This window comes from Actinomycetospora rhizophila, assembly GCF_042657905.1.
GTDB lineage: Bacteria > Actinomycetota > Actinomycetes > Mycobacteriales > Pseudonocardiaceae > Actinomycetospora > Actinomycetospora rhizophila.
The window spans coordinates 58,827-81,510 of record NZ_JBHSKG010000020.1 but is presented as its reverse complement, the minus strand read 5'-3'; the positions used below and the strand labels follow the sequence as shown (position 1 = coordinate 81,510).

Sequence of the window (22,684 nt, the reverse complement as noted above, 5' to 3'; positions counted from 1 at the left end):
GGGGCTATAGCCCCGAATTTCGCTCACATGGGCCGATCAGCGCAGCCGCCGGAAGACGGTCACCACGACCTGGACGAAGCCCACCACCGCGAGCACCGCCGCGATCGCCACCGCGATCGTCGCCACCGGCAACGCCGGCGAGACGACCGTCCCCAGCAGCCCCAGCGCGGTGACGATCACCCGGGACGGCCGCTCCCACACGCTCACCACGCCCACGTCGGGCAGGCGCGCCGAGGCGCGCACCGACTCCTGGAGCAGCGTCAGCGTCCCCACCCCGACCGCGAGCCACCCCGGCGCGCCCGCCAGCACCAGCGCCACGAGGAACGCCACGTCGCCGACGCGGTCGACGAGCGGGTCGAGCACCCGGCCCCACGCCGTCGCCGTGTCCGTGAGCACCGCGACCGCCCCGTCCAGCCCGTCGAGCAGGGCGCACAGGACCGCGAACACGGCGCCGACCAGCGGCAACCCGCCCAGCACCCACAGCGGCACCGCCACCCCGCACAGGCACGACAGCGCCGTCAGCACCCACGGCGGAACCCGCCGGGCCGCCAGCGGGCGCACGATCACGAACACCACCCGCAGCCACGCCAGGACCGGCCCCCGCGGCTCGATCCCGCCGTGCGCCGCCGACCACCGCGCCAGGAAACCGGGGAACGTGGTCACTGCTCCCGCACGACGTCGGCGGGGTCCTTGTCCTCCCGCAGCCCCTGGTAGCGCGGGTGGCGCAGCCGGCCGTCGGTGGTCCACTCGCCGAACCCCACCGCGCACACGAGCTCCGGGCGCACCCAGTGCTGACCCTTCTCCCGCACGGCGTCGACGAACGGCGACTCGTCGACCGCCAAGGGATCGAGACGGTCCCGCAGCATCGTCAGCGCCGCCGCGTCGTACCCCGTCCCGACCTTCCCGGCGTAGCGCAGCTCCCCCGCGGCCCAGTAGCCGACCAGCAGCGCCCCCAGCCCGCGCCGCGACCCGCTCGGGTCGGTCCAGCCGCCGATGACGAACTCCTGGTCGCGGACGCACTTGAGCTTGAGCCAGTCGCGGCTGCGCCCGCCGACCACGTACGGGGCGTCGCTGCGCTTGGCGATCAGCCCCTCCCAGCCGCCCGCGCACGCCTCGGCGAGCAGGTCCGACGGGTCGCCGGACAGCGCGGGCGACCGGAACAGCGGCGCCGAGAACGTCACCACCGCGTCGAGGATCCGGTGCCGCGTCGACTGCGGCAGGCGCGTCACGTCGATCGCGTCGAGCACGAGCAGGTCGAACAGGTGCGCCTCGACCTCGACGCCGGTGCGCCGCGCCCGGTTCGGGTCCTGCAGGTGCATGCGAGCCTGGAGGCTCGAGAACGTCCCGTCGGCGGCGGTGATCTCCCCGTCGAGCACGAACTGCGCCGGTCCGTGCTCGGCGAGCGCCTCGACGATCTCCGGGTAGCTCGCGTCCATCGGCTTCTGGTTGCGCGACCACAGCCGCGGCGTCCCGCCCCGCTCGCGCGTGGCGATGACGCGGACCCCGTCGAGCTTGCGCTCGAACACCCATCCGGCCCCCGGCGGATGCTCCTTCGACAGCGTCGCGAGCATCGGCGTCCGGAACCCGACGCCGTCGGCCTTGCGCAGCGCGCGCTGCTGCTCGGCGGGGAGGTCCCACACGTCGTCCGGCACCCCGCCTTCCTACCCCCTACCGTCGGTCGGCATGAGCGAGCAGCGCGAGGACGCGGCGAACATCGAGCAGCGCTACGTCGCCGAGTACAACGACGAGGAGGCGCTGGTCGAGGGTCTGGACCCGGCGAAGGCCGGCGAGCAGAAGACCACCGACCAGGTGAAGGCCGCCGGCGACGACGTCGAGGAGCAGGTCGACGAGATGACGGATCCGGAGAGGTGACCCGCCGGTAGGCGACCTCGGCCGCCTTGTGCCACGATCCTGCGCCATGCGGTATCTGGTGACGGGCGGTACCGGGTTCTTGGGACGCATGGTGCTGACGCGCCTGCTCGCCCGCGACGACTGCGAGGCGGTCTACGGCCTGGTGCGCGAGGGCTCGCGCGACCGGCTGCTGCGCCGCCTCGCCGACGTCGACGGCCACGACAAGGTGGTGCCGGTCGTCGGCGACCTCACCCGGCCCCGCCTGGGCCTGCACGACGCCGAGGTCGACGGGCTGACCGGGCGCGTCGACCACGTCCTGCACCTCGGCGCGGTCTACGACATCACCGCCGACGAGGCCACCAACCACGGCGCCAACGTCGACGGCACCCGCGGGATCACCGAGCTGGCCGCCCGCATCGGCGCCACCTGCCTGCACCACGTGTCCAGCGTCGCCGTCGCCGGGGAGCACGAGGGCACCTTCACCGAGGACGACCTCGACGTCGGGCAGCGCTTCGCCAACCCCTACCACCGCACCAAGTACGAGGCCGAGCGCATCGTGCGCGAGGAGTCGACCGTCCCGTGGCGCGTCTACCGCCCCGCGGTGGTGGTCGGCGACTCGCGGACCGGCGAGATCGACAAGGCCGACGGCCCGTACTACCTGCTCACGGCCATCTCGCTGCTCGGCCGCCTGCCGGCCGCCCTGCGCTTCGCCATCCCCGAGCTCGGCGCCACCAACGTCGTGCCGGTCGACTTCGTCGCCGACGCGATGGTCCACCTCGTGCACCGGCCCGGCCTCGACCGCCGCGCGTTCCACCTCGTGCACCCGCGCCCGCAGCCGCTTTCCGAGGTCTACAACGCCCTCGCAGGCCCGCTGGGCGCCCCGCAGGTGCAGGCCACGATCCCCGACGCCGTCGGGAGCCTGGTCAAGAAGGCCGCCGACGCCGCGTCCACCGTCCCCGCCCTGGCCGCGGCCCGCGACATCGGGCTGGCCGAGCTCGACATCCCGCCCGAGGTCCTCCCGCACCTCACGTTCCCGACGCACTTCACCGCCGAGAGGACCGCGCAGGCGCTGGCCGGCTCCGGCCTCGCGAGCCCGGAGATCGGCGACTACGCGCCCGTGCTCGTCGGGTACTGGCGTGAGCACCTGGACCCCAACCGCCACCGCCGTCCCCGCGAGGGCGGCGCGCTGCAGGGCCGCCGCGTGGTCATCACCGGCGCCTCGTCGGGGATCGGGCGCGAGACCGCGTACAAGGTCGCCCGGGCCGGCGGGGTGCCGCTGCTCGTGGCGCGGCGCACCGAGGAGCTCGAGGAGGTCAAGGCCCAGATCGAGCGCGACGGCGGCCAGGCCTGGGTGTACTCGTGCGACATCACCGACGGCGAGTCGGTGGAGGCGCTGGTCAAGGCCATGATCAACGACCACTCCGGCCCCGACACCGGCATCGACATGCTGGTGAACAACGCCGGGCGCTCGATCCGCCGCGGCGTGCGCCTCGAGGTGGAGCGCTTCCACGACTTCGAGCGCACGATGGCGATCAACTACTTCGGCGCGGTGCGGCTGACGCTCGCGCTGCTGCCGCACATGCTCGAGCGCCGGTTCGGGCACGTCGTCGACATCTCCTCGATCGGCGTGCAGACCGGCCCGCCGCGCTTCTCCGCCTACGTCGCGAGCAAGGCCGCGCTCGACGCGTGGGCGGGCATCGTCGCCACCGAGGTACTCGGCGAGGGCGTCACGTTCACCACCGTGCACATGCCGCTGGTGCGCACGCCGATGATCGCCCCGACGCGCATCTACGACGCCTTCCCCACCGACTCCCCCGAGGAGGCGGCGGACAAGGTCATGCGCGCCCTGGTCGACCGCCCCAAGCACGTCGGCACCCTGCTCGGCACCTTCGGCGCGGTCGCCGGCGCCCTCACCCCGCAGCTCAAGGACGCCGTCATGCACGTCGCCTACCGCGTCTTCCCGGAGTCGGCGGCGGCGCGTGAGGGTAGTGACCATCCGAACCGCGACGATGCGCGCACGCTGGACACCGGCCCGCTGTCGCGCGGCGCCCAGGCCATGGCCCGACTTCTCCCTGGAGTGCACTGGTGAAGACCCCGTTCGGCACCCCCACCGAGCTCGCGACCGGGCTGCGGCTGCTGACCGGAGCGGGCGTCATCGCCCCGGTGGCACCGCACCGGGCCGCGCTGTTCCCGACGGCGCTCTACCGCTACGGGTTCACGCCGACCACCGCGTTCGTCGTCGGGCGCTGGCGCCACCCCGACCGCGTCGCGATCGTCGACGACCGCGGCACCGTGACGTTCCGCGAGATCCACGAGCGCACCGACCGGCTCGCCCGCGCCCTGGCCGACCGCCGCGTCGGGCCCGGCAGCCGCGTCGCGGTGCTCTGCCGCAACCACCGCGGGCCCATCGAGACGATCCTCGCGGTCAGCAAGGTCGGCGCGGACGTCGTCCTGCTCAACACCGGGCTCTCGCCGGCGCAGATGAAGGCCGTCGCCGAGGAGCAGGAGATCACGACGATCGTCGTCGACTCCGACCTCGCCGACCGGCTCGAGGAGGTCCCCGCCGAGGTCAAGCGGATCCACGCCTGGACCGAGGGCGTCGGGTGCTGGGGCGACGACACGCTCGAGGGCCTCATCGGCGCCGACGGCTCGCAGGCGCTGCCGACCAAGCCGCCGGTGGGCAAGACGATCGTGCTGACCTCGGGCACCACCGGGACCCCGAAGGGCGCCGAGCGCCCCTCCCCCAACGGCATCGGCGTGGTCAACGCGATCCTCTCGCGCATCCCGCTGACCGCCCGGGAGCCCGCCCTGGTCTCCGCGCCGCTGTTCCACACCTGGGGGTTCGCGGCGTTCCAGATCGGCTCGCTCATGGGGTCGACGCTGATCCTGCGCCGCAAGTACGACCCCGAGGACGCGCTGGCCCAGCTCGCGCAGCACCGGTGCACCTCGATGTTCGCGGTGCCGGTGATGCTGCAGCGCATCCTCGAGCTCGACGACGAGGTCAAGGCCCGCTACGACACCTCGGCGCTGGCCACCGTCACCGCCACCGGGTCGGCGATGCCGCCCGCGAAGGTCACCGAGTTCCTCGAGACCTTCGGCGACAAGCTCTACATGCTCTACGGCTCCACCGAGGTCTCGTGGGCCTCGATCGCCCGGCCCGAGGAGCTGCGCTCGGAGCCCGGCACCGCGGGCCGGCCGCCGGTCGGCACGACGGTGAAGATCCTGGGTGACGACGACCGGGAGCTCCCCGCCGGCGAGACCGGGCGCATCTTCGTCGGCAACGACATGCTCTTCACCGGCTACACCGGCGGGCGGGGCGAGACCGAGGTCGTCGACGACATGCTCGGCACCGGCGACCTCGGGCACTTCGACCGCCACGGCCTGCTGTTCATCTCCGGCCGCGCCGACGACATGATCGTCTCGGGCGGCGAGAACATCCACGCCGGCGAGGTCGAGGGCCTGCTCGCCGACATGGAGGGCGTCAAGGAGGCCGCGGTCGTCGGCGTCGACGACGAGGAGTACGGCCAGCGCCTCGCGGCCTACCTCGTGCTCGAGCCGGGCGCGTCGGTCGACGCCGACGGCGTGCGCGACCACGTGAAGAACCACCTGGCGCGCTTCGCCTCGCCGCGCGACGTCGAGTTCCTCGACGAGCTGCCGCGCAACAACACCGGGAAGATCCTCAAGAAGGAGCTCGGCTCCTCGGCCTCCTGATGTTCGGCAGACTGGTCGGGTGACGACGCCGGAGACGGGCGAGCCCCGCCTGCGCACGCCGGCGCATCGCGTGAGCCCGCGCGCGAAGCTCTGGTGGGCGCTGCGCTCGGCGCTCGGCACGCTCGTGGCGCTGGTCCCGCAGGCCGGGGTCGCCTGGTTCTTCCCCGACTTCGGCCGGCTGATGGGGGTCACCGGCGTGCTCACGGTCGTGCTCGGCGTCGTGCACCTGCTCGTCGTGCCCCGCTGGCGCTTCGCCCTGCACCGCTGGGAGATCACCGACGACGCGGTGCACACGCTCTCGGGCTGGCTGCGCCTGGAGTGGCGGATCGCGCCGATCTCGCGCGTCCAGACCGTCGACACCGACCGCGGCCCGCTGCAGCGCCTGCTGGGCCTGTCGTCGGTGACGGTGACGACGGCGTCCTCGTCCGGTGCGCTGACGATCGACGGGCTGCGCGCCGACGACGCCGTCGCCCTCGCCGACCGGCTCACCCGGGCCACCGAGCACCTCGGTGGCGACGCGACATGAGCGCGTCCGTCACCGGCCCCGACTGGCAGCGCCTCGACCGCCGCATGCTCGTGGTGCACCCCGTGGTCGACCTGGCCAAGCTCGTGCCGGTGCTGCTGGTCATCGCGATCACCGGCGGTACCTCCGACGACCGCTGGCGGCTCTGGGGCGGGCTCGCGCTCGCCGCGGCGGTGCTCGCCTACGGGATCTCGCGCTGGTTCACGACGACCTACCGCATCGGCGCCGACCGGGTGGAGCTGCGCACCGGCCTGCTGCGCCGCCACCACCACGCCGTGCACCGCGACCGCATCCGCACCGCCGACCTCACCGCCAACCCGGCGCACCGCCTGTTCGGGCTCGCCGTGGTGCGCGTCGGCACGGGGCGGCGCGAGGGCGGCGACGACGCCGAGCTGACCCTCGACGCGGTGGGCCGCGGGGAGGCCGAGCGCCTGCGGGCGCTGCTGCTCGGCGAGGCAGTGGAGGGCGCGCCGCCGTCGCCCCTGCTGGCGCGTCTGCGCTGGTCGTGGGTCCGGTTCGCCCCGTTGACGTTCTCGGCGCTCGCGGTGGTCGGCGCGGTCTGGTTCGGCCTGCTGCGCCTGGCCGAGGAGTTCTCGTTCCGGCCCGGCCGGCAGGTCCTCGAGGAGACCGCCGGGCGTGCGCCGATCTGGCTGGGCGCGGCGGCGCTGGTCGTGACCGCGGTGCTCGGCGCGGCCGTGGTGTTCGTCGAGGGCTGGTGGGGCTACCGGCTCACGCGGGCCGACGACGGCGGGCTCGTCGTGCGCCGCGGGCTGCTCACGCGCCGGACGCTCTCGCTGGAGGGCCGCCGCGTGCGCGGGGTCGAGGTCGACGAGCCGCTGCTGCTGCGCCTCGGGCGGGGCGCGCGCCCGCTCGCGCTGACCACCGGGCTGCACTCCGACGGGTCCGGCGAGCACGTCGGCGCCGTCGGGCCCGCCATGCCCCGCCGCGAGGCCCACCGGGTGGCGGCCGGCGTGCTGGGGATCGGCGAGGACGAGGCCACGCGCACCCCGCTGGTGCGCCACCCCCGCGCCGCGGTCGTGCGCCGGGTGACCCGGGCGCTCGTCCCCGCGCTCGTCGTCGCCGTCGTCCTGCTCGCGCTCCCCCAGGCCCCCGCCGACGGCGTCGTCGTGCCCGTCCTGCTCCTCGGGGCCGCACTCCTCGCCCTCGACCGCATCCGCTCGCTGGGGCACACGCTCACCCGCGGGTACCTCGTCGCCCGCCAGGGCGCGTGGGTGCGCCGCACCGTCGTGCTGCGCCGCGGCGGGGTGATCGGCTGGCGGCTGGAGCAGAGCCTCACGCAGCGCCGCACGGGGCTGGTCACCCTGCACGCCGTCACCGCGGCCGGGCGGGGCCGCTACGAGGTGCTCGACGTCGGCGTCGCCCGCGCGCTCGAGCTGGTCGACGACCTCACGCCGGGGCTGCTGGCACCCTTCGTGATCGACGGTGGGACGGCCGGGCGACTCGTGCGGCGTTAGGGTCGGACCCCGTGAACGCGCGTCTGGTGTGGATCGACTGCGAGATGACCGGGCTCGACCTGCGCCACGACGCGCTGATCGAGATCGCGGCCCTGGTGACCGACGCGGACCTCGTCCCCTTCGGCGAGGGCGTCGACGTCGTCATCCATGCCCCCGACGCGTCCCTCGACGCGATGCCGGACGTCGTGCGCGACATGCACGCGAAGTCGGGCCTCACCGACGAGGTGCGCCGCTCGACGGTGACGATGGAGGAGGCCGAGAAGCTCGTCCTCGACTACATCCGCGAGCACGTCCCCGAGGGCCGCTCGGCGCCGCTGTGCGGCAACTCGATCGCCACCGACCGCGGCTTCATCGCCCGCGACATGCCCGAGCTCGACGGCTACCTGCACTACCGGATGGTCGACGTCAGCTCGATCAAGGAGCTGTGCCGGCGCTGGTACCCGCGCATCTACTACGCGCAGCCGGAGAAGGGCCTCGCCCACCGCGCGCTCGCCGACGTCCGCGAGTCGATCCGCGAGCTCGAGTACTACCGGCGCACGGCGTTCGTGCCGATGCCGGGCCCGAGCAGCGAGGAGGCCCAGGCCGCGGCGTCGTCGGTGGTCGCCGACGACCGCGCCGGTGTCAACGCCGCGGAGGCCACGGAGAAGGGCCCCGCCGGCGGTCAGGCACCCCCGCCGGGGGCGTAGCGCGCGTTTCGGCACCGAGCCGGACCGGCCACCCCGTCGGTATCCGCCTCGAGCCAGCGAGGGCGGCGCCCCGTCGCCCGCCCCGCTGGGAGGCCCCATGTCCCTCGTCACGACCGCCGCCGACCAGGTCTGGGAGACGTGGGACGACCCCGTCCGCGGCCGCCTGCGGTGGGTGCTCCTCACCGACGGCGCGGACCCGTTTCCCGGCACGGTCACCACCGGGGTCATGACCCTCGACGGCGACGGCTGGCTCGGCCGGCACCGCTACGAGGCGCCCGAGCTGTACTACGTCCTCGAGGGCGAGGCGGCCGTGACGCTCGACGGCGACGAGGTGCGGGTCGGGCAGGGCGCGGTCGTGCGCCTGCCCTCCGACGTCGAGCACGAGGTGCGCGCCGTCGGCGGAGCCGCACGCATCCTGTTCGTGTTCCCGACCACGGGCTTCGCCGACGTCGTCTACCGCTTCGGCGAGGACAGGGCCGCGTGAGCCGCCCTCACCGCCGCCGGCGCCGCAGCATCAGCCCGATGACGAGACCGATGATCAGCGTGATCGTCAGCGCGGCCCACTGCGGCATCACGACGACCGGGATGAGCAGGCGGATCGTCACCAGGTCGCGGTTCTCGAGGATGAAGACGATCGCCAGCACGGCGAGCACCACCGGCAGGAACCAGCGCGCGCGGTACCAGGGCGTCGTCCTACCCGGGGCTCGGGTGGCGTTGCGGGGCGGGGTGTCGGTCATGGCGCGGACCTCCGGCGGGCTGCGGTCTCCGGTGAGACTCCCGGTGCGGGCGCGCGCGGGCCTCATGCGTCGGGGATGAACGAGGGGCGGAACCACGCCGATCGACTCGTCCGTGGCGCATGGGCGCGCCCCGGCGCGGGCACGGTGTCCCCGACGAGGGCCGCCCCGACGACAGGAGTGCCCGATGAGCCCCGACCGCCACGAGCTGCGCTCGGACGGCACGATCGTCGATGACGCCCACCGGTACGGCGTCCCGGCCCGCCGGCAGGGCCTCGGCCTCCGGGCGAGGTCCCTGCGCGGTGTCCCCGCGCCGCGCGGCGGGGAGATCCGATGAGCGAGCCGCTCCCCGGACCGCGCCGGGTTCCCCTGTGGGACGTCGCGGCGATCACCGCCACCGTCCTCGTCGTCCTGCTCGTCGCCCTGGCGGTGTACGCCGCGCGCGGGGCGCTGCTGCTGGTGTTCGTCGGGTTCTTCCTCGCCACCGGCCTCGAGCCCGCGATCCGCTGGTGCGTCGCGAAGGGCCTGCGCCGCGGCCTGGCGCTCGTCCTGGTGGTCCTGGTCCTGCTGCTGATCGGCGCGGGGCTCGCGGCGGTGCTCGTCGTGCCGGCGGCGCACGAGATCGGGGCGCTCACCGAGCAGCTGCCGCAGCTGCTCGCCCAGCTGTCGCAACGCAGCGGTGGCGACGGCACCTCGCTCGGCCAGGCGCTCGATGACCCCGCGAGCCACGACCAGCTCCAGCAGACGCTCAGCACCCTCGGACCTGTCATCGCCACCTCGGTGACGACGGTCTTCGGCGTCCTCGGGGCGGTGTTCGGCGGCGTGTTCTCGGCGGTCACCGTGCTCGTGCTGCTCGTGTACTTCGCGCTGGCGATGCCCCGCATCCGCGCGGGCATCGACCGGATGCTGGTCCGCGAGGACCGGATCGCCACCGCCGACCAGGCGCTGGGGCGGATCGGCGGGTACGTGTCGGGACAGCTGGTCGTCTCGGGGATCGCCGGGGTCGTGTCGTTCCTGTTCTTCCTGGTCGCCGGCGTGCCCTACCCGGCGCTGCTCGGCATCGTCGTCGCCGTGCTCGACGCGATCCCCCAGATCGGGGCGACGCTCGCCTCGCTGGTCGGGATCCTCGCGGCGCTGTCGGTCAGCGTCGGGCTGGCCGTCGCGACGCTGGTGTTCTTCATCGTCTACCAGGGCGTCGAGAACTACCTCGTCGCGCCGCGCGTGTTCTCCAAGGCCATCGAGCTCTCGCCCGTCGCGGCGTTCGTCGCGGTCCTCGTGGGCGGGTTCTCCGGCGGGCTGCTCGGCGCGATCACCGCGCTCCCCCTGACCGCCGCCGGCAAGGTGGTGATCCGGCAGGCGATGGCCGAGCGGCGCGGGACGCCTCCGACCAGCGCCGACGAGGAGCCGGCGCCGGCCGAGACGGACGCCGATCCCGGTCGCAACCGCCTCGCGCCCGGCTTGTAGGCTTGTTGACGGCTCGCCGGGGAGACCCGGCGGGTGTGCCATGGTGGGTGTAGCTCAGTTGGCAGAGCACTGGGTTGTGATCCCAGGTGTCGCGGGTTCAAGTCCCGTCACTCACCCGGACGGCAGCGGGGCACCCGCTGTCGGATCGGTCCCCAAGCTTTGCTAGGGTTCTGATCACGCGCCGTTAGCTCAATGGGCAGAGCAAGTGACTCTTAATCACTGGGTTCGGGGTTCGAGTCCCTGACGGCGCACCCAAAGTTGCAGGTGTCGGGCCTGCGGTGCTTGTCTCTCGGAGATCGACGGTCCGTTTACGGGCCGCAAACTCCGCTGGAGGCGCTCCACATGGCCCGTCCGCCCCTCCCGCTCGGCACCCCCGGGACCATCTCCGTCGCCGAGGAAGAGCCCGGCTCCTGGGTCGCGCGCTGCCGCTTCCGCGACCACGACGGCGTGACCCGCCGCCTCCGCAAGCACGGGCCGTCGAAGACCGCCGCGAAGGCCGCCCTGCACGAACTCATCCAGCAGCGGCAGCGAGGTAAGGCCGGGAGTGCTGGCGGCCTGACTCCCGCATCTCGCTTCCGAGAGGCAGCCGAGCTCTATCTCGCGAAGGTGGACCGCAAGCGCGAGGACTCGACCCACGCGCTGTACGCCTACCACCTCAACCGCACGGTCCTTCCCGCCCTGGGCGCGCTCCAGCTACGCGAGTGCACCGTCGCGCGCCTCGACGCGTTCCTGGAGGCCCTCGAGTCCCGCTACGCGCCCTCCACCCGCCGCACGCTGCGCTCGATCGTCAGCGGTGTCCTCCAGATCGGCGTGCTTCACGAGGCGTTGCCGGCCAACCCCGTGCGCGAGCTCGACCGTATCGAGCAGCCCAAGGGCCTCGCCAAGAAGAAGCCCCGAGGCCTGACCGTCGACGAGCGCCAGGCCCTGCTCGACTGGTTCGACCAGGACTCCGACGACGATCGAGTCCGGCGTCTGCAGCGGGTTGCTCGGGCGGCGGAGCTGCCGGACCTCGTGCGCTTCTCCCTCGGCACAGGCCTCCGCATTGGCGAGGCACTGGCGGTCCGCCGGCTCGATGTGAACCTCGACGGGGTGCCGGTTCGCGGACAAGACGGCCCGCTGCGCGTCCCGGTGGTCGCCATTGCCGGCAACGTGACGTGGGTGAAAGGCAAGGGCCTCGTCCGCCACGACGGCAAGAGCGAAGCCGCCCTCCGCGTCATCCCGCTCCCCCGGTTCGCCGCCGACTTTCTCCGCGAACGTCTGGCGCAGCCGGGCGAGGACGGGTGGCCGCTGTTCCCAGCGGCCGGCCGCGACGGCCGCATCACCTACCGCTGGCCATCGAACGTGCGGCGTACTCTGCGCTCCGTACGCGAGGAGGTGGGCCTGGGCTGGATGACTCCGCACACCTGGCGACGCACCTACGCCACCATCCTCGACGACGAGATCAGCTTGACCGACCGTATGAAGGCCGACCTCATGGGCCAGGCCGACTTCCTGAAGAACACCTACGTGAGCCGTGGCGAGCTCCACGCCGACGCCGCCGTCCTCCTCGATGCGGCCCTGGTTGCCTGAGGCGCAACCACAGTCCGATAAGACGGCACTCTCCGAGCAACGGCTTGTAAGAACGCGTGAGGTCGTGTCGCAGGGCTCCTACCAGCGCCTTTGTTCTCATTCACGTGTCTCTGAAGGCCCCACGAGCCGGTCGTATCTTGTAGTTCGCACCACGACCCGCACCACGAACCAGGATCTTGACCCGAGATCAAGAGCGTGGGCCTCCCCCGTGACACTTGGCGGCTGGCGAGAGAGAACGTCCCGGACGACGATGGCGCGACAACGACCATGTTGACCGGGTCACTGCTCGATCCCCGGCCTCGAGCGCTCCGCGCAGGTGCTTGCCGACCAGGGTCGGCCACTCGCTAGGTCCGTCGCAGCGCGCGACGCGGTGGCGCACTATAGCGAGGCGGTTAGTTTGATCCAGGTCGGCGCGTGGTCGCTGGTCTTCTCCTTGGCGCGGACGCCGCGGTCGACGCCGGAGGCGACGAGCCGGGCCGCGACGGCCGGACTGAGCATCAAGTGATCGATGCGCAGGCCCGCGTCGCGCCCGAACGCGTTGCGGAAGTAGTCCCAGAAGGTGTAGATCCGCTCGCCCGGGTGCAGCGTCCGCAGCCCGTCCGTCCAACCCTGAGCGGCGAGCCGGTGGAACGCGTCGCGCACCTCGGGGCGGAACAGGGCGTCGTCGACCCAGCGCTGCGGCCTGTGGACGTCGAGGTCGGTCGGCATCACGTTGTAGTCGCCGGCCAGGACGACCGGAACACCGCTCGCGAGCAGGCTCGCCGCGTAGCCGATCAACGCCTCGAACCAGGCCAGCTTGTCGTCGAACTTGGGACCGGGAGCCGGGTTGCCGTTGGGCAGGTAGAGGCAGCCGATCACGATGCCGTTCACCGCCGCCTCGATGTAGCGCGACTGCCCCGGATCGGGCTCGCCCGGCAGACCACGGCGGGTCTCCACCGGCGACTGGCCGCGAGCCAGAATCGCGACCCCGTTCCAGCTCTTCTGTCCCAGCCAGACGGCCTCGTACCCGGCGTCGCGAATGGCGGCCGCGGGAAACTTCGCCCGCGGCGCCTTCAGCTCTTGCAGGGCACACGACGTCAGGCCCGGCTTCGGCAAGCCACTCGAGCAGGACCGGCAGCCGCCCGTTGACGCCGTTGACGTTGTAGGTCGCGATCTTCACCTCGTCGGTGCGCCCTCGTGCACTCGTACCACGACCCGTCGAGCGTCTACCTGTGGACGCTGCCGATGTTCCACTGCAACGGCTGGTGCACGCCGTAGACGATCACCGCGATCGGCGGCACCCACGTCTGCCTGCGGGAGGTGCGCGGCGACCGGATCGCCCCACCCTCACCACAACCAAGACCAGCTCGAACACCGCCATCAGGCCACGCTATCCGGCCGGCTCCAGGCCGAGGCCGGGGGCGGACCGGGTCCGCTTGATCCCCAGGCCGGCGGGCTGCGGGTCGTCGCTGGCTAGCGGGCAGACGCACGCGGTCTCCATGCGCCCACTGGACCGAAACCCGGCGAGCTCGCTGCGCCCAACGAGCTGCTGTCGACTGCAGGCGTGCCCCTTGCTGCAGTCGTCGGCGGAAACTCGACAAGGGCTATTCGATCTGCATCTGTTCAGTATCCGACGATCCCCCGCCGGTAGATCCAGGACTGTCAAACTCGGCCGTCAAGTTCTAGTGCTTCACAAACGAGTTGGTGTGCGTTTCCAGTTGACTTCCTGACCGTTGCCCGGAAAATCCGGTGGCATGGCACAGAGGACGGTCGTCTCTCTCGTTGACGAACGGGACGACACAGAAGCAAATGAGACAATTGAGTATGCTCTCGGCGGCGTCACCCACGAGATCGACCTGAACGACGAGAACGCCAAGCAGCTGCGGGAGGTCTTCGGTCCCTACATCTCCGCCGCTCGGCGCATCGGTCGCCGGCGCTCCACGGATGGGCGCTCTCGCTCCAGCTCTTCGAGGAGCTCATCGGGGCAGGGCGTCGTCGGCCGCAGCAAGGAGGCAATGAAGGCCTTACGGGACTGGGCCATGACTGAGGGCTGGGCGGTCAGTGACCGTGGCCGTCTGCCGAACAACGTCGTCTAGGCTTACGACGCCGCTCACAGGTAGGCACTCCCGCGCCCTCGGCTTCGGAAGCCCTTCGCCCTGCCGGCATCTGGACAGGCCGAGGGTGCTCCTTGTCGCTGATCCTGTCAGCTGCGCCGTCCTTGCTAGCGACCGGGACCGCCACCCATCTCTTGAAGGTGGTTGCCGCGGTGATCGTGATCCAGCCAGCGCAACCGGTGTACTCGTGGTCGCTGTGTCCCGACAGTGCCGAGGTCACCTGCGGCTCCGATCGCCGGCTTCTATCCGAACGCGGAGGCGGTGCCGCGAAGGGCCTGGCTCACCACCACTAGAGGGTGGCGGCGACGGTGACCTCGATGTCGTTGGCGAGTGGAGAGTTCCAGGGGGTCTCAAGATGCCCGACGAGCTCGTCCCAGCCGGGCAGTGCGTCGTCTTGGGCCCGTGCCACAGACATCCCGAGGGCACCCAACCGCAGCCGCACGGGGCCGTTGAGGTGCCGAGCGCTCAGGAACCGATGGGTGAGGTCGCCGAACGTCGCGATGGTGAGAGTGCGCCCGAGCGACGCGCGTCGTCGCAGGGCCGCACATCGCAATCTGCACCAAGATCATCAGGCGTACTCTTACGACAAGTCCCGAAAGAGGGTGAACATGACTTCAATCACCTCCAGTGACGGCTGCGACGTCGCGTCACTTACCGGCAAGTGCTCTCTATCAACCTTCGGCGGAAGCCACGCCCGCTCAAACTCTTCAAGGTAGATCCGGGCGTCGCTCAATCCTGCGGGTGTCAGTTTTCGATCGTTCGCACGGTCCAAGACCTTCTCTAGGTTGCGTACGTTGGCGTAGACCGGCTTTCCACTACCGAATTGGCGGATGTAGCCTTCGCATACTTGGTCGAGAAGGCGACGAACTCCGATGAGTTCAGTGTTACTGTCGGTCTCGCCCTGGTTGACCCGCTCCTCGAAATGGTACTCAGCTTCCAGCAACCTATCCCAATGATAATCGACGAAATCGTCTGGATCGACCGTGCGTGACCAATCCGCTTCAGCCTCCTCGAGGTCTCCAATATAGATGTGGCCATCATCTTGGTATAGGTTTTCTTCAGCAGCCGTGTGAGCTATATCGAACTTGCTGCTCATGAGCAAGCTGGTCAAGCCGATTTCGTCTAGGTGCGCCGTGCTCTCGCCGAGTTCGTCGGAGTACAATTGGGCCACAGCTTCTTCAGTAAGATCATAGCTATCTGCCAGGTTTGCAACCTGCATGCCAATGTAGCACCGCTCTACAGCTGAGAGCGCAGCATCTCCACTCTTCTGAGAATCCAGCAATTGCCTCGTAGAACGAACCAAGGGAGCGTCTGCACTGCTCGCTAGCTCCTTGAGATCAACTGCCAGCGGACCGGTGGCAAGATCAAGTAGTCGCCGCAGCTGGAACAATCGAACTGGCGCCTTGAGGAGTCTGATGATCAGCTGCGGGTCCTGCTTCACGTATTGGGTCAGGAAATCTTCGACCGACGGATTTACGTAACTCACAGTAAGACCACTGAGGCCTGACCACTCTCTGATCATTGTATTTTCGAGCATTCTGAAAGAAGCCTTGAATCTGCTGCGATCCCGCAAGCTGGCTGACTCGATAAGGCCACGCCAGGCTTGCTGCACGGCTCCAACATCCACGTTGCCGCCCAGCCCGTATATGGACAGCAGGAGAGCTATGTCATCCTCCTCTAAAACCTCTTCAACAAGGCTTCGCCAAAGTTTTTCGGGATTATCTAAATTTGCAAGTACAGCTCGGTGCGCACTTCGCCTGGGCGCTAATTGGTCGACTTCGCGCAAGCCATGCTCGATCAGCCGAGGATTGAAATTCGGGTGCGCGATGACAGCCATACATTTAGCCATGACTGAGAACTCGTGCCGTTGCCGAGGTGACAGATTGGAAAAGTACACGGCGTTGTAGAGGATTGTGGCTTTTGTCTCTTGCGACAGTTCACTAATGTCGATGCGGCATGGCGACAGATGAAAGCCAGAGAACTTGAGAGCTTCATACTTAAGAGCTTCGGCGGTAATATAATCGCGGCTTGTCAGTATAAGAATCTTGTCTTTGCCGCGTGAGATTCGCCTCAAGGCTACAGGTAAAGCCCGTCCCAGGTATCCAGCTCGCGAAGAGTCAAGATACGTATGCCCAAAGAAGTCGTCCATGTAAAACACTTGCTTCGCGCCTTCCTGCCATGCGCGGTCCACGTCCGCAGGATCATAGCTGGCGTCGATTAGATCGTATCCATCAGCCAAGTAGCTGGCTGCCAAAGCCCGTGCAAGTGTAGTCTTGCCTGTCCCGGGAGCGCCGGTTATAAGACACCACCGCTTGTCCTCAAGGATCGCCTCGGCTTCACGGTGGAAGGGCGTTGGGACGTACGAGCGGATTGTCTCGCGAATCTCGCCCACTAGCATCGAAGTACGATTGTTAACAGACGCTTGCATCACTTCTCTAAGAATCGACGAACTCGTCAGCCACAATCGTATGTGCTTGCGAATCAGTTCTTGATGCGACTCAAGGAAATGCGCGATCTCGTTCGCGCCCCAGATGTCGGACGATTCTTGTAGGTAGGGATGCAACATCGTAAGTAGTTCGGCCTTGATGTACGGGGTTAGAGCCGCCGATGTTGCGACAATGTAGCGGTCGGGATTAAGGCGCTTCACCTTCTCGGCCTCTTCCTTACGGAAGTGACGTAACAATGCAGTAGCGCCACTTCCTGCCCAATGCTTGCATTGAATTACAATCCCTTGTCCGCCAGAAACAGTCGCGTGCCTGAGATCGATGCCGTCGTCTCGACCTCGTCCGAAAATCTCCAGCCGAACGCCAAGCTCTTGCTCGAAGACGTCTTTACATAAGACCTCAAACTCGTAATCCGTTAGCTTCGCCAATTCTGAAACGTCCATATCTGTAGGCTAGAGCCAGGGTCGACGACGTCGCAATCCCTTTCCTGTATCCGGCGCTGCACGCTACGTAGCGAAGGGCCGAATCTCCGCGGCTGCCGAGCCTTCGCCTGCCAGCTCCGGCGGAGACCAACGATCTTGGATCGATGCCCACAGCTTCAGTTGCGACTGTGCAGGGTTGACGCTGTGCGAGTCGCCCGACCTCGATAAGGCGGAGTCAGAGTCGCGAGCACGAGGTGGAGCAGCTCAGCGCGGCCCAACCCCAGCCAGATGGATCGATCCGGGGATTGCGAGTCCAAGCGGAGAGCTCGAGGCGTTCCTCGTGTAGGCGACTTCGAGTCCGACCGCCAGTCGAGTAGCACACGCGTTCTAGAGGAAGCGGTGCGTCCAGGAAGACTGTTGATGGAACAGGACGAGTTGCGGCAGCAAGAGAACGATGTCGACTGTTACGGATCGAGCGTAGGTCGCCGAAGATCGAGGGCACGAGATCGGCTAGGTCTCGTCTACGCTCGACCCCGATGCGGCTGGGCGTGTCCGCGTCGGTCGCCGAACGTACAGGCGTGCCAGCTCCGCGGCCGCCCGAGCAGGGCTGGCTTGCAGGCGTCTAGAAGGTCCTCGTCGGCGCGAACCGGGCACCGCTGTCGGACCGCGCCGTTAGAGTACCCAGTATGAGCGGGTCGCGCGCTGCTGGCGAGACGGTGTCGCGAGCGCGACTATTCGTGGTGTCATACTCGGCACTCGCGTTGATGTTCGCCGCTCGGTTCGTCTCCCAGGAAGCGCTTGTAACGGCCGCGGTCTTCGCCGCGATAGGCGCTTGGGGACTGGTCGACGGCTACCGCTTGGTGCGCGGCGCGAAGAGGAGGTCGAAACATTGGGTCGAGGTGGAGAACGTCTCTGACGCCGGGCAAGCAGTCTCTGGCTACCTGGCGACGTACCTGCTTCCATTCCTCGGCAATCTGCCCGGGAATGGCGGCGATTGGGTCGCTGTTGGGCTCTACTTCGTCGTGGCGCTCATGGTCTACGTCAAGACCGACCTCGCGCTTATTAATCCTACCCTATATCTATACGGATATCGACTAGCCAAAGCGTCACTTGATGGGCAGGACGCCATCGTGGTGTCCCGGCATCGGATTCGGTCGGGCGATTCCGTCCTCGTGTCAAACTTCCTCGATGTGATCGTTGTAACCGACATGTATGAGGGGGAACCCAATTGACTGAGCCGATCAACGCAACCGATCCAGAAGGATGGAACGATGTCGAGTTAACAGGCGACCCTTTCCTTGTGCTGGGTCGCCGCCGCGGGCGAAAGATTGAGTGCTATCGGCTCGACCTCCACGAGGACTTGTTCGACGACTTGCGGGTTGTGTGCGATCAAGCTCGCCAGTTGGCCCTGACGACGCGGAGTAGGCCTTACGAGCCCAACGCCGAACTTGAAGGAGGCGAGGAGCATTTCGACCTAGCCGTCCATGCTCTACCAGACAGGAACGGTCCGGCTCTCGATTCACCCGCCAAACCCTCCAGAAGTGACCCCGGTACCGTTGGCTCGGGACCTGCAAGGGTGAACCCCTCCCGCGGACTAAAGCCGGAGGGCCAAGGGTCCGCCGAGCAAGAGGGAGCTAGCGAGGCGGAAGAGTCGACACTCGTCACTAGCCTGCGTCGCCCCGATCAGTTGCACAAGCTGACGCGGCCGGAATTCGACGACATGCGGATTCTTCTTTATGCAGTCTGCTGGCAGCAGTCCGACGGAACGTGGGTAGCGTTCGTTCGGAAGACAAACCCCCGCCAGGTCTTTCACCCCGGACGCCGCTGGTGTCAGTACAGCGAGACCCTAAAGAGGGTTCAGAACGCTCCGTCTTTCGTCTACGACGATCAGATTGACGCGATTATAAAGGCGGACCGGATCGCCGGCTTCTCCGCCTCGACGATGAAGAACCTCTTCAATGATGTCGGGCTTGCCATGACTGAGGTCCCAGCTTACGTGTCCGCCGCCGCAGAGCGAATTGAGGAGACTCTTCCTCTGTCCGGGCAGAGCCAGAGCGCACTCTTAGCCCTCGGCCAGCGCCGGCAGTCGATAGCCGTTCGTCTTTACGCGCTGGGAGCACGCCTAGACGAACTGGCTAGCGAAGCCGCCCTAACAACGGAGCGGTATCAAGAGGTTATTGGTGACGACGAAGAAGCCGCAAAGCTCATCGTCAATGGAGAGTTCGACTTCGACGAGGAAGGAGCGCTTGTCTTTCTCGACGTGATCGAAGGTCGGTACTTCGACGACGACTGGACCGGGATACCGCGGCGAGCTGATCGCTGGTCAAGGAGATAGTAGGCTCACCCTCGAGGTTAACTGCACCGGTAGCGCCTCGCCCGCGGCGCCAGTTACAGCGCGTCTTCGCGCTGCGACCGGCCCCCCAAGAGGGAGGAAGACCTATCGGGCGGTAGGCGAGCAGGGCCGCCTCCACAGCCCGTCAAACTGCGGCAATATCGACAGCGATCTAGGACGTGGCTGGACCCATATATACGTCGCCCACCCTGACACGGCGGATTGCAACGAAGGATTTTACTCGACATACGAGCCGGTTAGGGTTGGGCGTTGCAAGCCGCGGCTATATCCAAGTGGCGGCCGACCTTCACGGTTCCGCTAAAGGAATCGCGGCGGCCTTGAGGTCGATAATCGACAGCGAGCCCTGTGGGGCTATCAATGTGGACGAGACGTGGAGGCGGGCACAGGGCGGGTGCGCGAGGTCGGCGGCCGGGGACGTGAGCCGGTGGGCGCGCGTGAAGCTTAACCATCGCGAAGCCGAGACGCCAGCACAAACGCAAGCACGCAGTGCCGCTAGCGGCACGCTCACCACTAAAGCGCATCGGTCATCCAGGCGGCCCAGGAGTGGGCCAGGGAACAGGGGCCGTGAACCTGGTCTGCGCCCTGGCCGCCGAGCTCGCCTACCTCGAGGTGACTTACAGGCCGTGCCCGCGCCGGTAGATACACGACAAGCTCTCGTCCCGGCGCAAGCGGGACAAGGGCTTCGAGCTCGTGTCGATCAGTCCCGACGAGCGGTGCGGGCGCGGCGGATGATCGGGGAGAGCGATCCGCGCCAGGTGTTCGGGCCGTATCCGAGTCCAAGGACGACCGCGACGGTGTCGTCGTCCTCCTCGTCCTCCTCGTCCTCGTCGACGAACTCCACGAGGATCACGAGGTCGCCCTCGGAAAGTGTGATGCCCGGCGGGACGGCGTAGACGTATCCGACCGCGGTCTCCGAATCGATCCGCTCTGGGTGGTCGCGGTAGTAGCGGTCCTCGTCGTAGGTCACGCGTGCCACCGGCGGTCCGGGGGTGTTGGGTCGACGATACAGACCGCCCCGCGGGTTGACGTCGGCGTCCGCGTCGGGTGCGCGGGTCGCCGCAGCGTGGTCCCTGGTTCTCGGTCAACTTGTTCCCTAGCGGCTCGGCGTGATGGCGCAGTCAGTGCCCGACACCCGGAACTGCACTCGGTCGCGCGCCGCGGTTCCTCGATGGTGCCATGATGCCAGTGCCAGGCTGGTAAACCGCACGACGTCAGGACGACCGCCATGCCGATCTCAAGAACGATCGCCTGGCGTTCGGCCAGGCGGGCGCAGGGACGATCAAGCCGCAGCCGGGACATCGGGCGAGGTGGGGGCATTCGTTGTCGAGCGACTGCGTCCGCTACCCGCACCCAGGGGTCGTATAGCGGCCGGGCTTGATCGGGCGGCCGCGGTGCCGGCGCGGTTTCAGGCCTCAGCGAGCAGGCTCGTCGTGCAGTCGACAGCGGCGGCTAGCGCGGGCCGCGGCCGCAGCACCTCGGTCGAGCTGAGGTCTTCCGGTGTTGGTCGTCGGACGTGGATCGCCACTGGCTGGAGCTCGCGACCCCTGGAAAGCGGCCCTTCACCATGAAGCGTGGAGGCGGCCTCTCAACGCGGTGGTCGGAGGAGTCTGCCAGTTGACACCGCAGTGCAGCAGTAGTCGCAGCCGGTAGTTGGCGAAGTTGCGGAAGCCGTGCCCGACCCGCTTCACCTTCTTGAGCAGCAGGTTGACCGCCTCGGTGGGCCCGTTGGACACGCCGGCCACGGTGGAGCGGGCCAGCAGCTCATCGCGCCAGGAGTCCAGGGTGCGGGCCAGCCGGTGCAGCTCGGGCACTTCGGAGTCGGCGCAGAAGCTCAGCCAGCGGTAGAACGCCGCCGCGGCGCGGGCGGGGTTGGTGTGGCGGTAAAGCAGCCGCAGCTCCTGAGCCGCGATCCACGCGGCGGCGACTTCGCCGTCGGGGTCGCCGAGGTCCAGGCCGTGCAGCAGCCGGGTCCAGGACGTGTCGCTGTGGTGGTCGTGGCCGCGGCGCAGCACCCGTCGGATGCCGTAGAGCGGGTCGCCGGCCCGGCCACGGTGCCCGAGGGTCTCCTGCTGGACCCGGCGGCGGACCTGGTCGACCGCGTCGAACCCGAGCCGCACGACGTGGAACGCGTCGAGGACGCGGACCGCGTGCGGTAGCTGCGCGCGCAGCGCCGAGGCGTACCCGCGAAAGGGGTCCAACGCGGCCACGCGGACCCCGGCGCGCCAGCCGAGCTCGCGCTCGCGCAGCCACGCCGAGAGCACGACACCGCTGCGACCAGGCACAACGTCGAGCAGCCGCGCCGGCGACCCGCTCGGACGGGTGAGGTCGACCAGCCCGGTCGCGAACACGGTGCCATGGCTGGCGGTGGCGGCCAGGTAGGCCGTCTCGTCGACCCCGAGCGCGGCACGCCCTCGAGCCGGGCTGGGTCGTCGACCAGCGGGGTGCCGTGGCAGGCCACGGCGCGCATTACCGTCCCCCACCCGAGACCGAGATCGAGAGCCACCGCAGCGACCGACTCACCGGCCGCACCGACCCGGCGGCACGCCTCCTGGGCCGCGCGGGTGCTCACCGAGGCCCGCGGCGGGATCTCGTCACTGGTGGTCTCCGACCAGGTGCGGGTCTCGCAGCGCTCGTGGCGGCACCGCCAGAGCCGCTTGAGCCAGATCAGCGTCGTCGGGCGGCCGCCCACGGGCAGATCGCGCACCCGCACCGGGCGGCGTCCGTGCGCGGTCGCGACCGCACCGCAACCGGGACAGCCGACCATGTCGTTCGTGGTCTCCACGGCCAGCTCGAGCTCACCGTCATGCTCGTCGACCGCGCGACCAGACGAAACCCCTCAAGACTGAGGACCACCGCCCCCAGATCGCGCGCGCGAGTAGCATCCATGCCCACCTGGGGCCTCCCTCCGAAGTGTCCATGCACCACGAAGAGCGAGGCCCCAGGCCCATGATCAGGCCGAGGCTGAAGATCGTGTCCCCGTCAGCCCTCCACGCTCAATGACGAAGAGCCTGGAAAGCCGGTGCTCGATTTGGCGCAACGCAGGGCGGTGCCGATGGCTCTCCCGAGTCGCGTCTAGCCGTCCGAGAGCGAGTTGCTCGACGGGCCGCACTTGCTCCGTGAAGGAGGCCTCCACGACAGAGCAGAACGCCGACCATCACGGACGCAGCATTCGGCGAATCCTGGGCGATCGGGCGATTGTGGCGAGTAGCACGCCGTCGCGGGGACAGCCCTTCACGAGGTGGACACGAGCCGTTGCTTGGGGGGGTCGACGTCGAGAACCCAGGCGCTCGGTCCCGCAATGTCTCGACAGTCCTCGCCGACGCCTGCGAGGAGAAGGAGCTTTGGGCGAGGCTCGCGCC

The 22,684-nt window shown here is 68.9% G+C and carries 20 protein-coding genes, 2 tRNA genes and 1 pseudogene; 15 read left to right on the top strand and 8 right to left on the bottom strand.

Features of this window, described 5'->3' with window-relative positions; genetic code table 11:
• Positions 1-36: 36 nt before the first annotated feature.
• Positions 37-663, bottom strand: a complete 627-nt coding sequence (locus ACFPK1_RS27760; protein ID WP_378024189.1) for a CDP-alcohol phosphatidyltransferase family protein — start codon at positions 661-663, stop codon at positions 37-39.
• A complete protein-coding gene (gene ligD, locus ACFPK1_RS27755) occupies positions 660-1,652 on the bottom strand; it encodes a non-homologous end-joining DNA ligase (RefSeq protein ID WP_378024188.1) in 993 nt (330 codons plus the stop codon). The genes ACFPK1_RS27760 and ligD overlap by 4 nt, the downstream gene beginning before the upstream one ends.
• 31 nt (positions 1,653-1,683) lie before the next feature.
• Between ligD and ACFPK1_RS27750 the strand changes: the two genes are divergently transcribed.
• The 7 genes from ACFPK1_RS27750 to ACFPK1_RS27720 all read left to right on the top strand — a co-directional run bounded on the left by ACFPK1_RS27750 (position 1,684) and on the right by ACFPK1_RS27720 (position 8,730).
• Positions 1,684-1,872: a hypothetical protein gene (locus ACFPK1_RS27750; protein ID WP_378024187.1), complete on the top strand. Its 189-nt coding sequence runs from the start codon at positions 1,684-1,686 to the stop codon at positions 1,870-1,872.
• A 46-nt stretch (positions 1,873-1,918) separates the two neighbouring features.
• Positions 1,919-3,940, top strand: a complete 2,022-nt coding sequence (locus tag ACFPK1_RS27745; protein ID WP_378024186.1) for an SDR family oxidoreductase — start codon at positions 1,919-1,921, stop codon at positions 3,938-3,940.
• Complete coding sequence (locus tag ACFPK1_RS27740; RefSeq protein ID WP_378024185.1) at positions 3,937-5,562, top strand: AMP-binding protein; 1,626 nt, start codon at positions 3,937-3,939, stop codon at positions 5,560-5,562. The genes ACFPK1_RS27745 and ACFPK1_RS27740 overlap by 4 nt, the downstream gene beginning before the upstream one ends.
• Before the next feature lie 19 nt (positions 5,563-5,581).
• The gene (locus ACFPK1_RS27735) at positions 5,582-6,088 is read left to right on the top strand and encodes a PH domain-containing protein (RefSeq protein ID WP_378024184.1); all 507 of its coding nucleotides are present in this window, start codon (positions 5,582-5,584) and stop codon (positions 6,086-6,088) included.
• Positions 6,085-7,560: a PH domain-containing protein gene (locus ACFPK1_RS27730; protein WP_378024183.1), complete on the top strand. Its 1,476-nt coding sequence runs from the start codon at positions 6,085-6,087 to the stop codon at positions 7,558-7,560. Before ACFPK1_RS27735 ends, ACFPK1_RS27730 begins: the two co-directional genes overlap by 4 nt.
• Positions 7,561-7,571: 11 nt before the next feature.
• Positions 7,572-8,246 carry an oligoribonuclease gene (gene orn / locus ACFPK1_RS27725; RefSeq protein WP_378024182.1) on the top strand — a complete coding sequence of 225 codons (675 nt, stop codon included), beginning with the start codon at positions 7,572-7,574 and terminating at the stop codon, positions 8,244-8,246.
• Between the two features lie 97 nt (positions 8,247-8,343).
• Complete coding sequence (locus tag ACFPK1_RS27720) at positions 8,344-8,730, top strand: cupin domain-containing protein (RefSeq protein ID WP_378024181.1); 387 nt, start codon at positions 8,344-8,346, stop codon at positions 8,728-8,730.
• A 7-nt stretch (positions 8,731-8,737) separates the two neighbouring features.
• Here ACFPK1_RS27720 and ACFPK1_RS27715 read toward each other — a convergent pair whose 3' ends face one another.
• A complete protein-coding gene (locus ACFPK1_RS27715; protein WP_378024180.1) occupies positions 8,738-8,983 on the bottom strand; it encodes a LapA family protein in 246 nt (81 codons plus the stop codon).
• A gap of 184 nt (positions 8,984-9,167) precedes the next feature.
• Between ACFPK1_RS27715 and ACFPK1_RS27710 the strand changes: the two genes are divergently transcribed.
• From ACFPK1_RS27710 to ACFPK1_RS27690, 5 genes are all read left to right on the top strand, one after another.
• Positions 9,168-9,317, top strand: coding sequence for a hypothetical protein (locus tag ACFPK1_RS27710; protein ID WP_378024179.1), 150 nt, complete (start codon positions 9,168-9,170; stop codon positions 9,315-9,317).
• Positions 9,314-10,444 (top strand): AI-2E family transporter, encoded by a 1,131-nt coding sequence (locus ACFPK1_RS27705; protein ID WP_378024178.1) that lies wholly within the window; start codon positions 9,314-9,316, stop codon positions 10,442-10,444. Before ACFPK1_RS27710 ends, ACFPK1_RS27705 begins: the two co-directional genes overlap by 4 nt.
• 43 nt (positions 10,445-10,487) lie before the next feature.
• Positions 10,488-10,560, top strand: a tRNA-His gene (locus ACFPK1_RS27700).
• A gap of 62 nt (positions 10,561-10,622) precedes the next feature.
• Positions 10,623-10,695: transfer RNA gene (locus ACFPK1_RS27695), tRNA-Lys, on the top strand.
• A 91-nt stretch (positions 10,696-10,786) separates the two neighbouring features.
• Positions 10,787-12,013, top strand: a complete 1,227-nt coding sequence (locus ACFPK1_RS27690; RefSeq protein WP_378024177.1) for a tyrosine-type recombinase/integrase — start codon at positions 10,787-10,789, stop codon at positions 12,011-12,013.
• A gap of 378 nt (positions 12,014-12,391) precedes the next feature.
• Here the strand turns inward: ACFPK1_RS27690 and xth are convergent, their stop codons facing one another.
• A complete protein-coding gene (xth, locus tag ACFPK1_RS27685; RefSeq protein ID WP_378024176.1) occupies positions 12,392-13,108 on the bottom strand; it encodes an exodeoxyribonuclease III in 717 nt (238 codons plus the stop codon).
• 638 nt (positions 13,109-13,746) lie between these two features.
• Between xth and ACFPK1_RS27680 the strand changes: the two genes are divergently transcribed.
• Positions 13,747-14,088 carry a histone-like nucleoid-structuring protein Lsr2 gene (locus ACFPK1_RS27680; protein ID WP_378024175.1) on the top strand — a complete coding sequence of 114 codons (342 nt, stop codon included), beginning with the start codon at positions 13,747-13,749 and terminating at the stop codon, positions 14,086-14,088.
• Positions 14,089-14,686: 598 nt separating this feature from the next.
• Here the strand turns inward: ACFPK1_RS27680 and ACFPK1_RS27675 are convergent.
• On the bottom strand, positions 14,687-16,993 hold the full coding sequence (locus tag ACFPK1_RS27675) for an nSTAND3 domain-containing NTPase (protein ID WP_378024174.1): 2,307 nt from the start codon (positions 16,991-16,993) through the stop codon (positions 14,687-14,689).
• A 665-nt stretch (positions 16,994-17,658) separates the two neighbouring features.
• Here ACFPK1_RS27675 and ACFPK1_RS27670 point away from each other — a divergent pair.
• Together ACFPK1_RS27670 and ACFPK1_RS27665 are read left to right on the top strand one after the other, a co-directional pair.
• On the top strand, positions 17,659-18,204 hold the full coding sequence (locus ACFPK1_RS27670; RefSeq protein ID WP_378024173.1) for a hypothetical protein: 546 nt from the start codon (positions 17,659-17,661) through the stop codon (positions 18,202-18,204).
• Entirely contained in the window at positions 18,201-19,307 is a 1,107-nt protein-coding gene (locus ACFPK1_RS27665; protein WP_378024172.1) for a hypothetical protein, read from the top strand. Before ACFPK1_RS27670 ends, ACFPK1_RS27665 begins: the two co-directional genes overlap by 4 nt.
• A gap of 715 nt (positions 19,308-20,022) precedes the next feature.
• On the opposite strand, the gene ACFPK1_RS27660 is transcribed toward ACFPK1_RS27665, so the two are convergent.
• The 3 genes and pseudogenes from ACFPK1_RS27660 to ACFPK1_RS33070 all read right to left on the bottom strand — a co-directional run.
• On the bottom strand, positions 20,023-20,292 hold the full coding sequence (locus ACFPK1_RS27660; RefSeq protein ID WP_378024171.1) for a hypothetical protein: 270 nt from the start codon (positions 20,290-20,292) through the stop codon (positions 20,023-20,025).
• A gap of 592 nt (positions 20,293-20,884) precedes the next feature.
• Positions 20,885-21,805, bottom strand: coding sequence for an ISL3 family transposase (locus tag ACFPK1_RS27655; RefSeq protein WP_378024170.1), 921 nt, complete (start codon positions 21,803-21,805; stop codon positions 20,885-20,887).
• Positions 21,793-22,089, bottom strand: a pseudogene (locus ACFPK1_RS33070) (transposase family protein); the annotation flags it as partial. The pseudogene ACFPK1_RS33070 and the gene ACFPK1_RS27655, both read right to left, overlap by 13 nt.
• Positions 22,090-22,684: the final 595 nt, after the last annotated feature.

What these genes read in the sequence shown, in the direction of transcription:
- ACFPK1_RS27750 (WP_378024187.1), top strand. Translation starts at nt 1,684, where the DNA reads ATGAGCGAGCAGCGCGAGGACGCGGCGAACATCGAGCAGCGCTACGTC.
- ACFPK1_RS27745 (WP_378024186.1), top strand. Translation starts at nt 1,919, where the DNA reads ATGCGGTATCTGGTGACGGGCGGTACCGGGTTCTTGGGACGCATGGTG.
- ACFPK1_RS27730 (WP_378024183.1), top strand. Translation starts at nt 6,085, where the DNA reads ATGAGCGCGTCCGTCACCGGCCCCGACTGGCAGCGCCTCGACCGCCGC.
- ACFPK1_RS27720 (WP_378024181.1), top strand. Translation starts at nt 8,344, where the DNA reads ATGTCCCTCGTCACGACCGCCGCCGACCAGGTCTGGGAGACGTGGGAC.
- ACFPK1_RS27715 (WP_378024180.1), bottom strand. Translation starts at nt 8,983, where the DNA reads ATGACCGACACCCCGCCCCGCAACGCCACCCGAGCCCCGGGTAGGACG.
- ACFPK1_RS27710 (WP_378024179.1), top strand. Translation starts at nt 9,168, where the DNA reads ATGAGCCCCGACCGCCACGAGCTGCGCTCGGACGGCACGATCGTCGAT.
- ACFPK1_RS27705 (WP_378024178.1), top strand. Translation starts at nt 9,314, where the DNA reads ATGAGCGAGCCGCTCCCCGGACCGCGCCGGGTTCCCCTGTGGGACGTC.
- ACFPK1_RS27690 (WP_378024177.1), top strand. Translation starts at nt 10,787, where the DNA reads ATGGCCCGTCCGCCCCTCCCGCTCGGCACCCCCGGGACCATCTCCGTC.
- ACFPK1_RS27680 (WP_378024175.1), top strand. Translation starts at nt 13,747, where the DNA reads ATGGCACAGAGGACGGTCGTCTCTCTCGTTGACGAACGGGACGACACA.
- ACFPK1_RS27675 (WP_378024174.1), bottom strand. Translation starts at nt 16,993, where the DNA reads ATGGACGTTTCAGAATTGGCGAAGCTAACGGATTACGAGTTTGAGGTC.
- ACFPK1_RS27670 (WP_378024173.1), top strand. Translation starts at nt 17,659, where the DNA reads ATGAGCGGGTCGCGCGCTGCTGGCGAGACGGTGTCGCGAGCGCGACTA.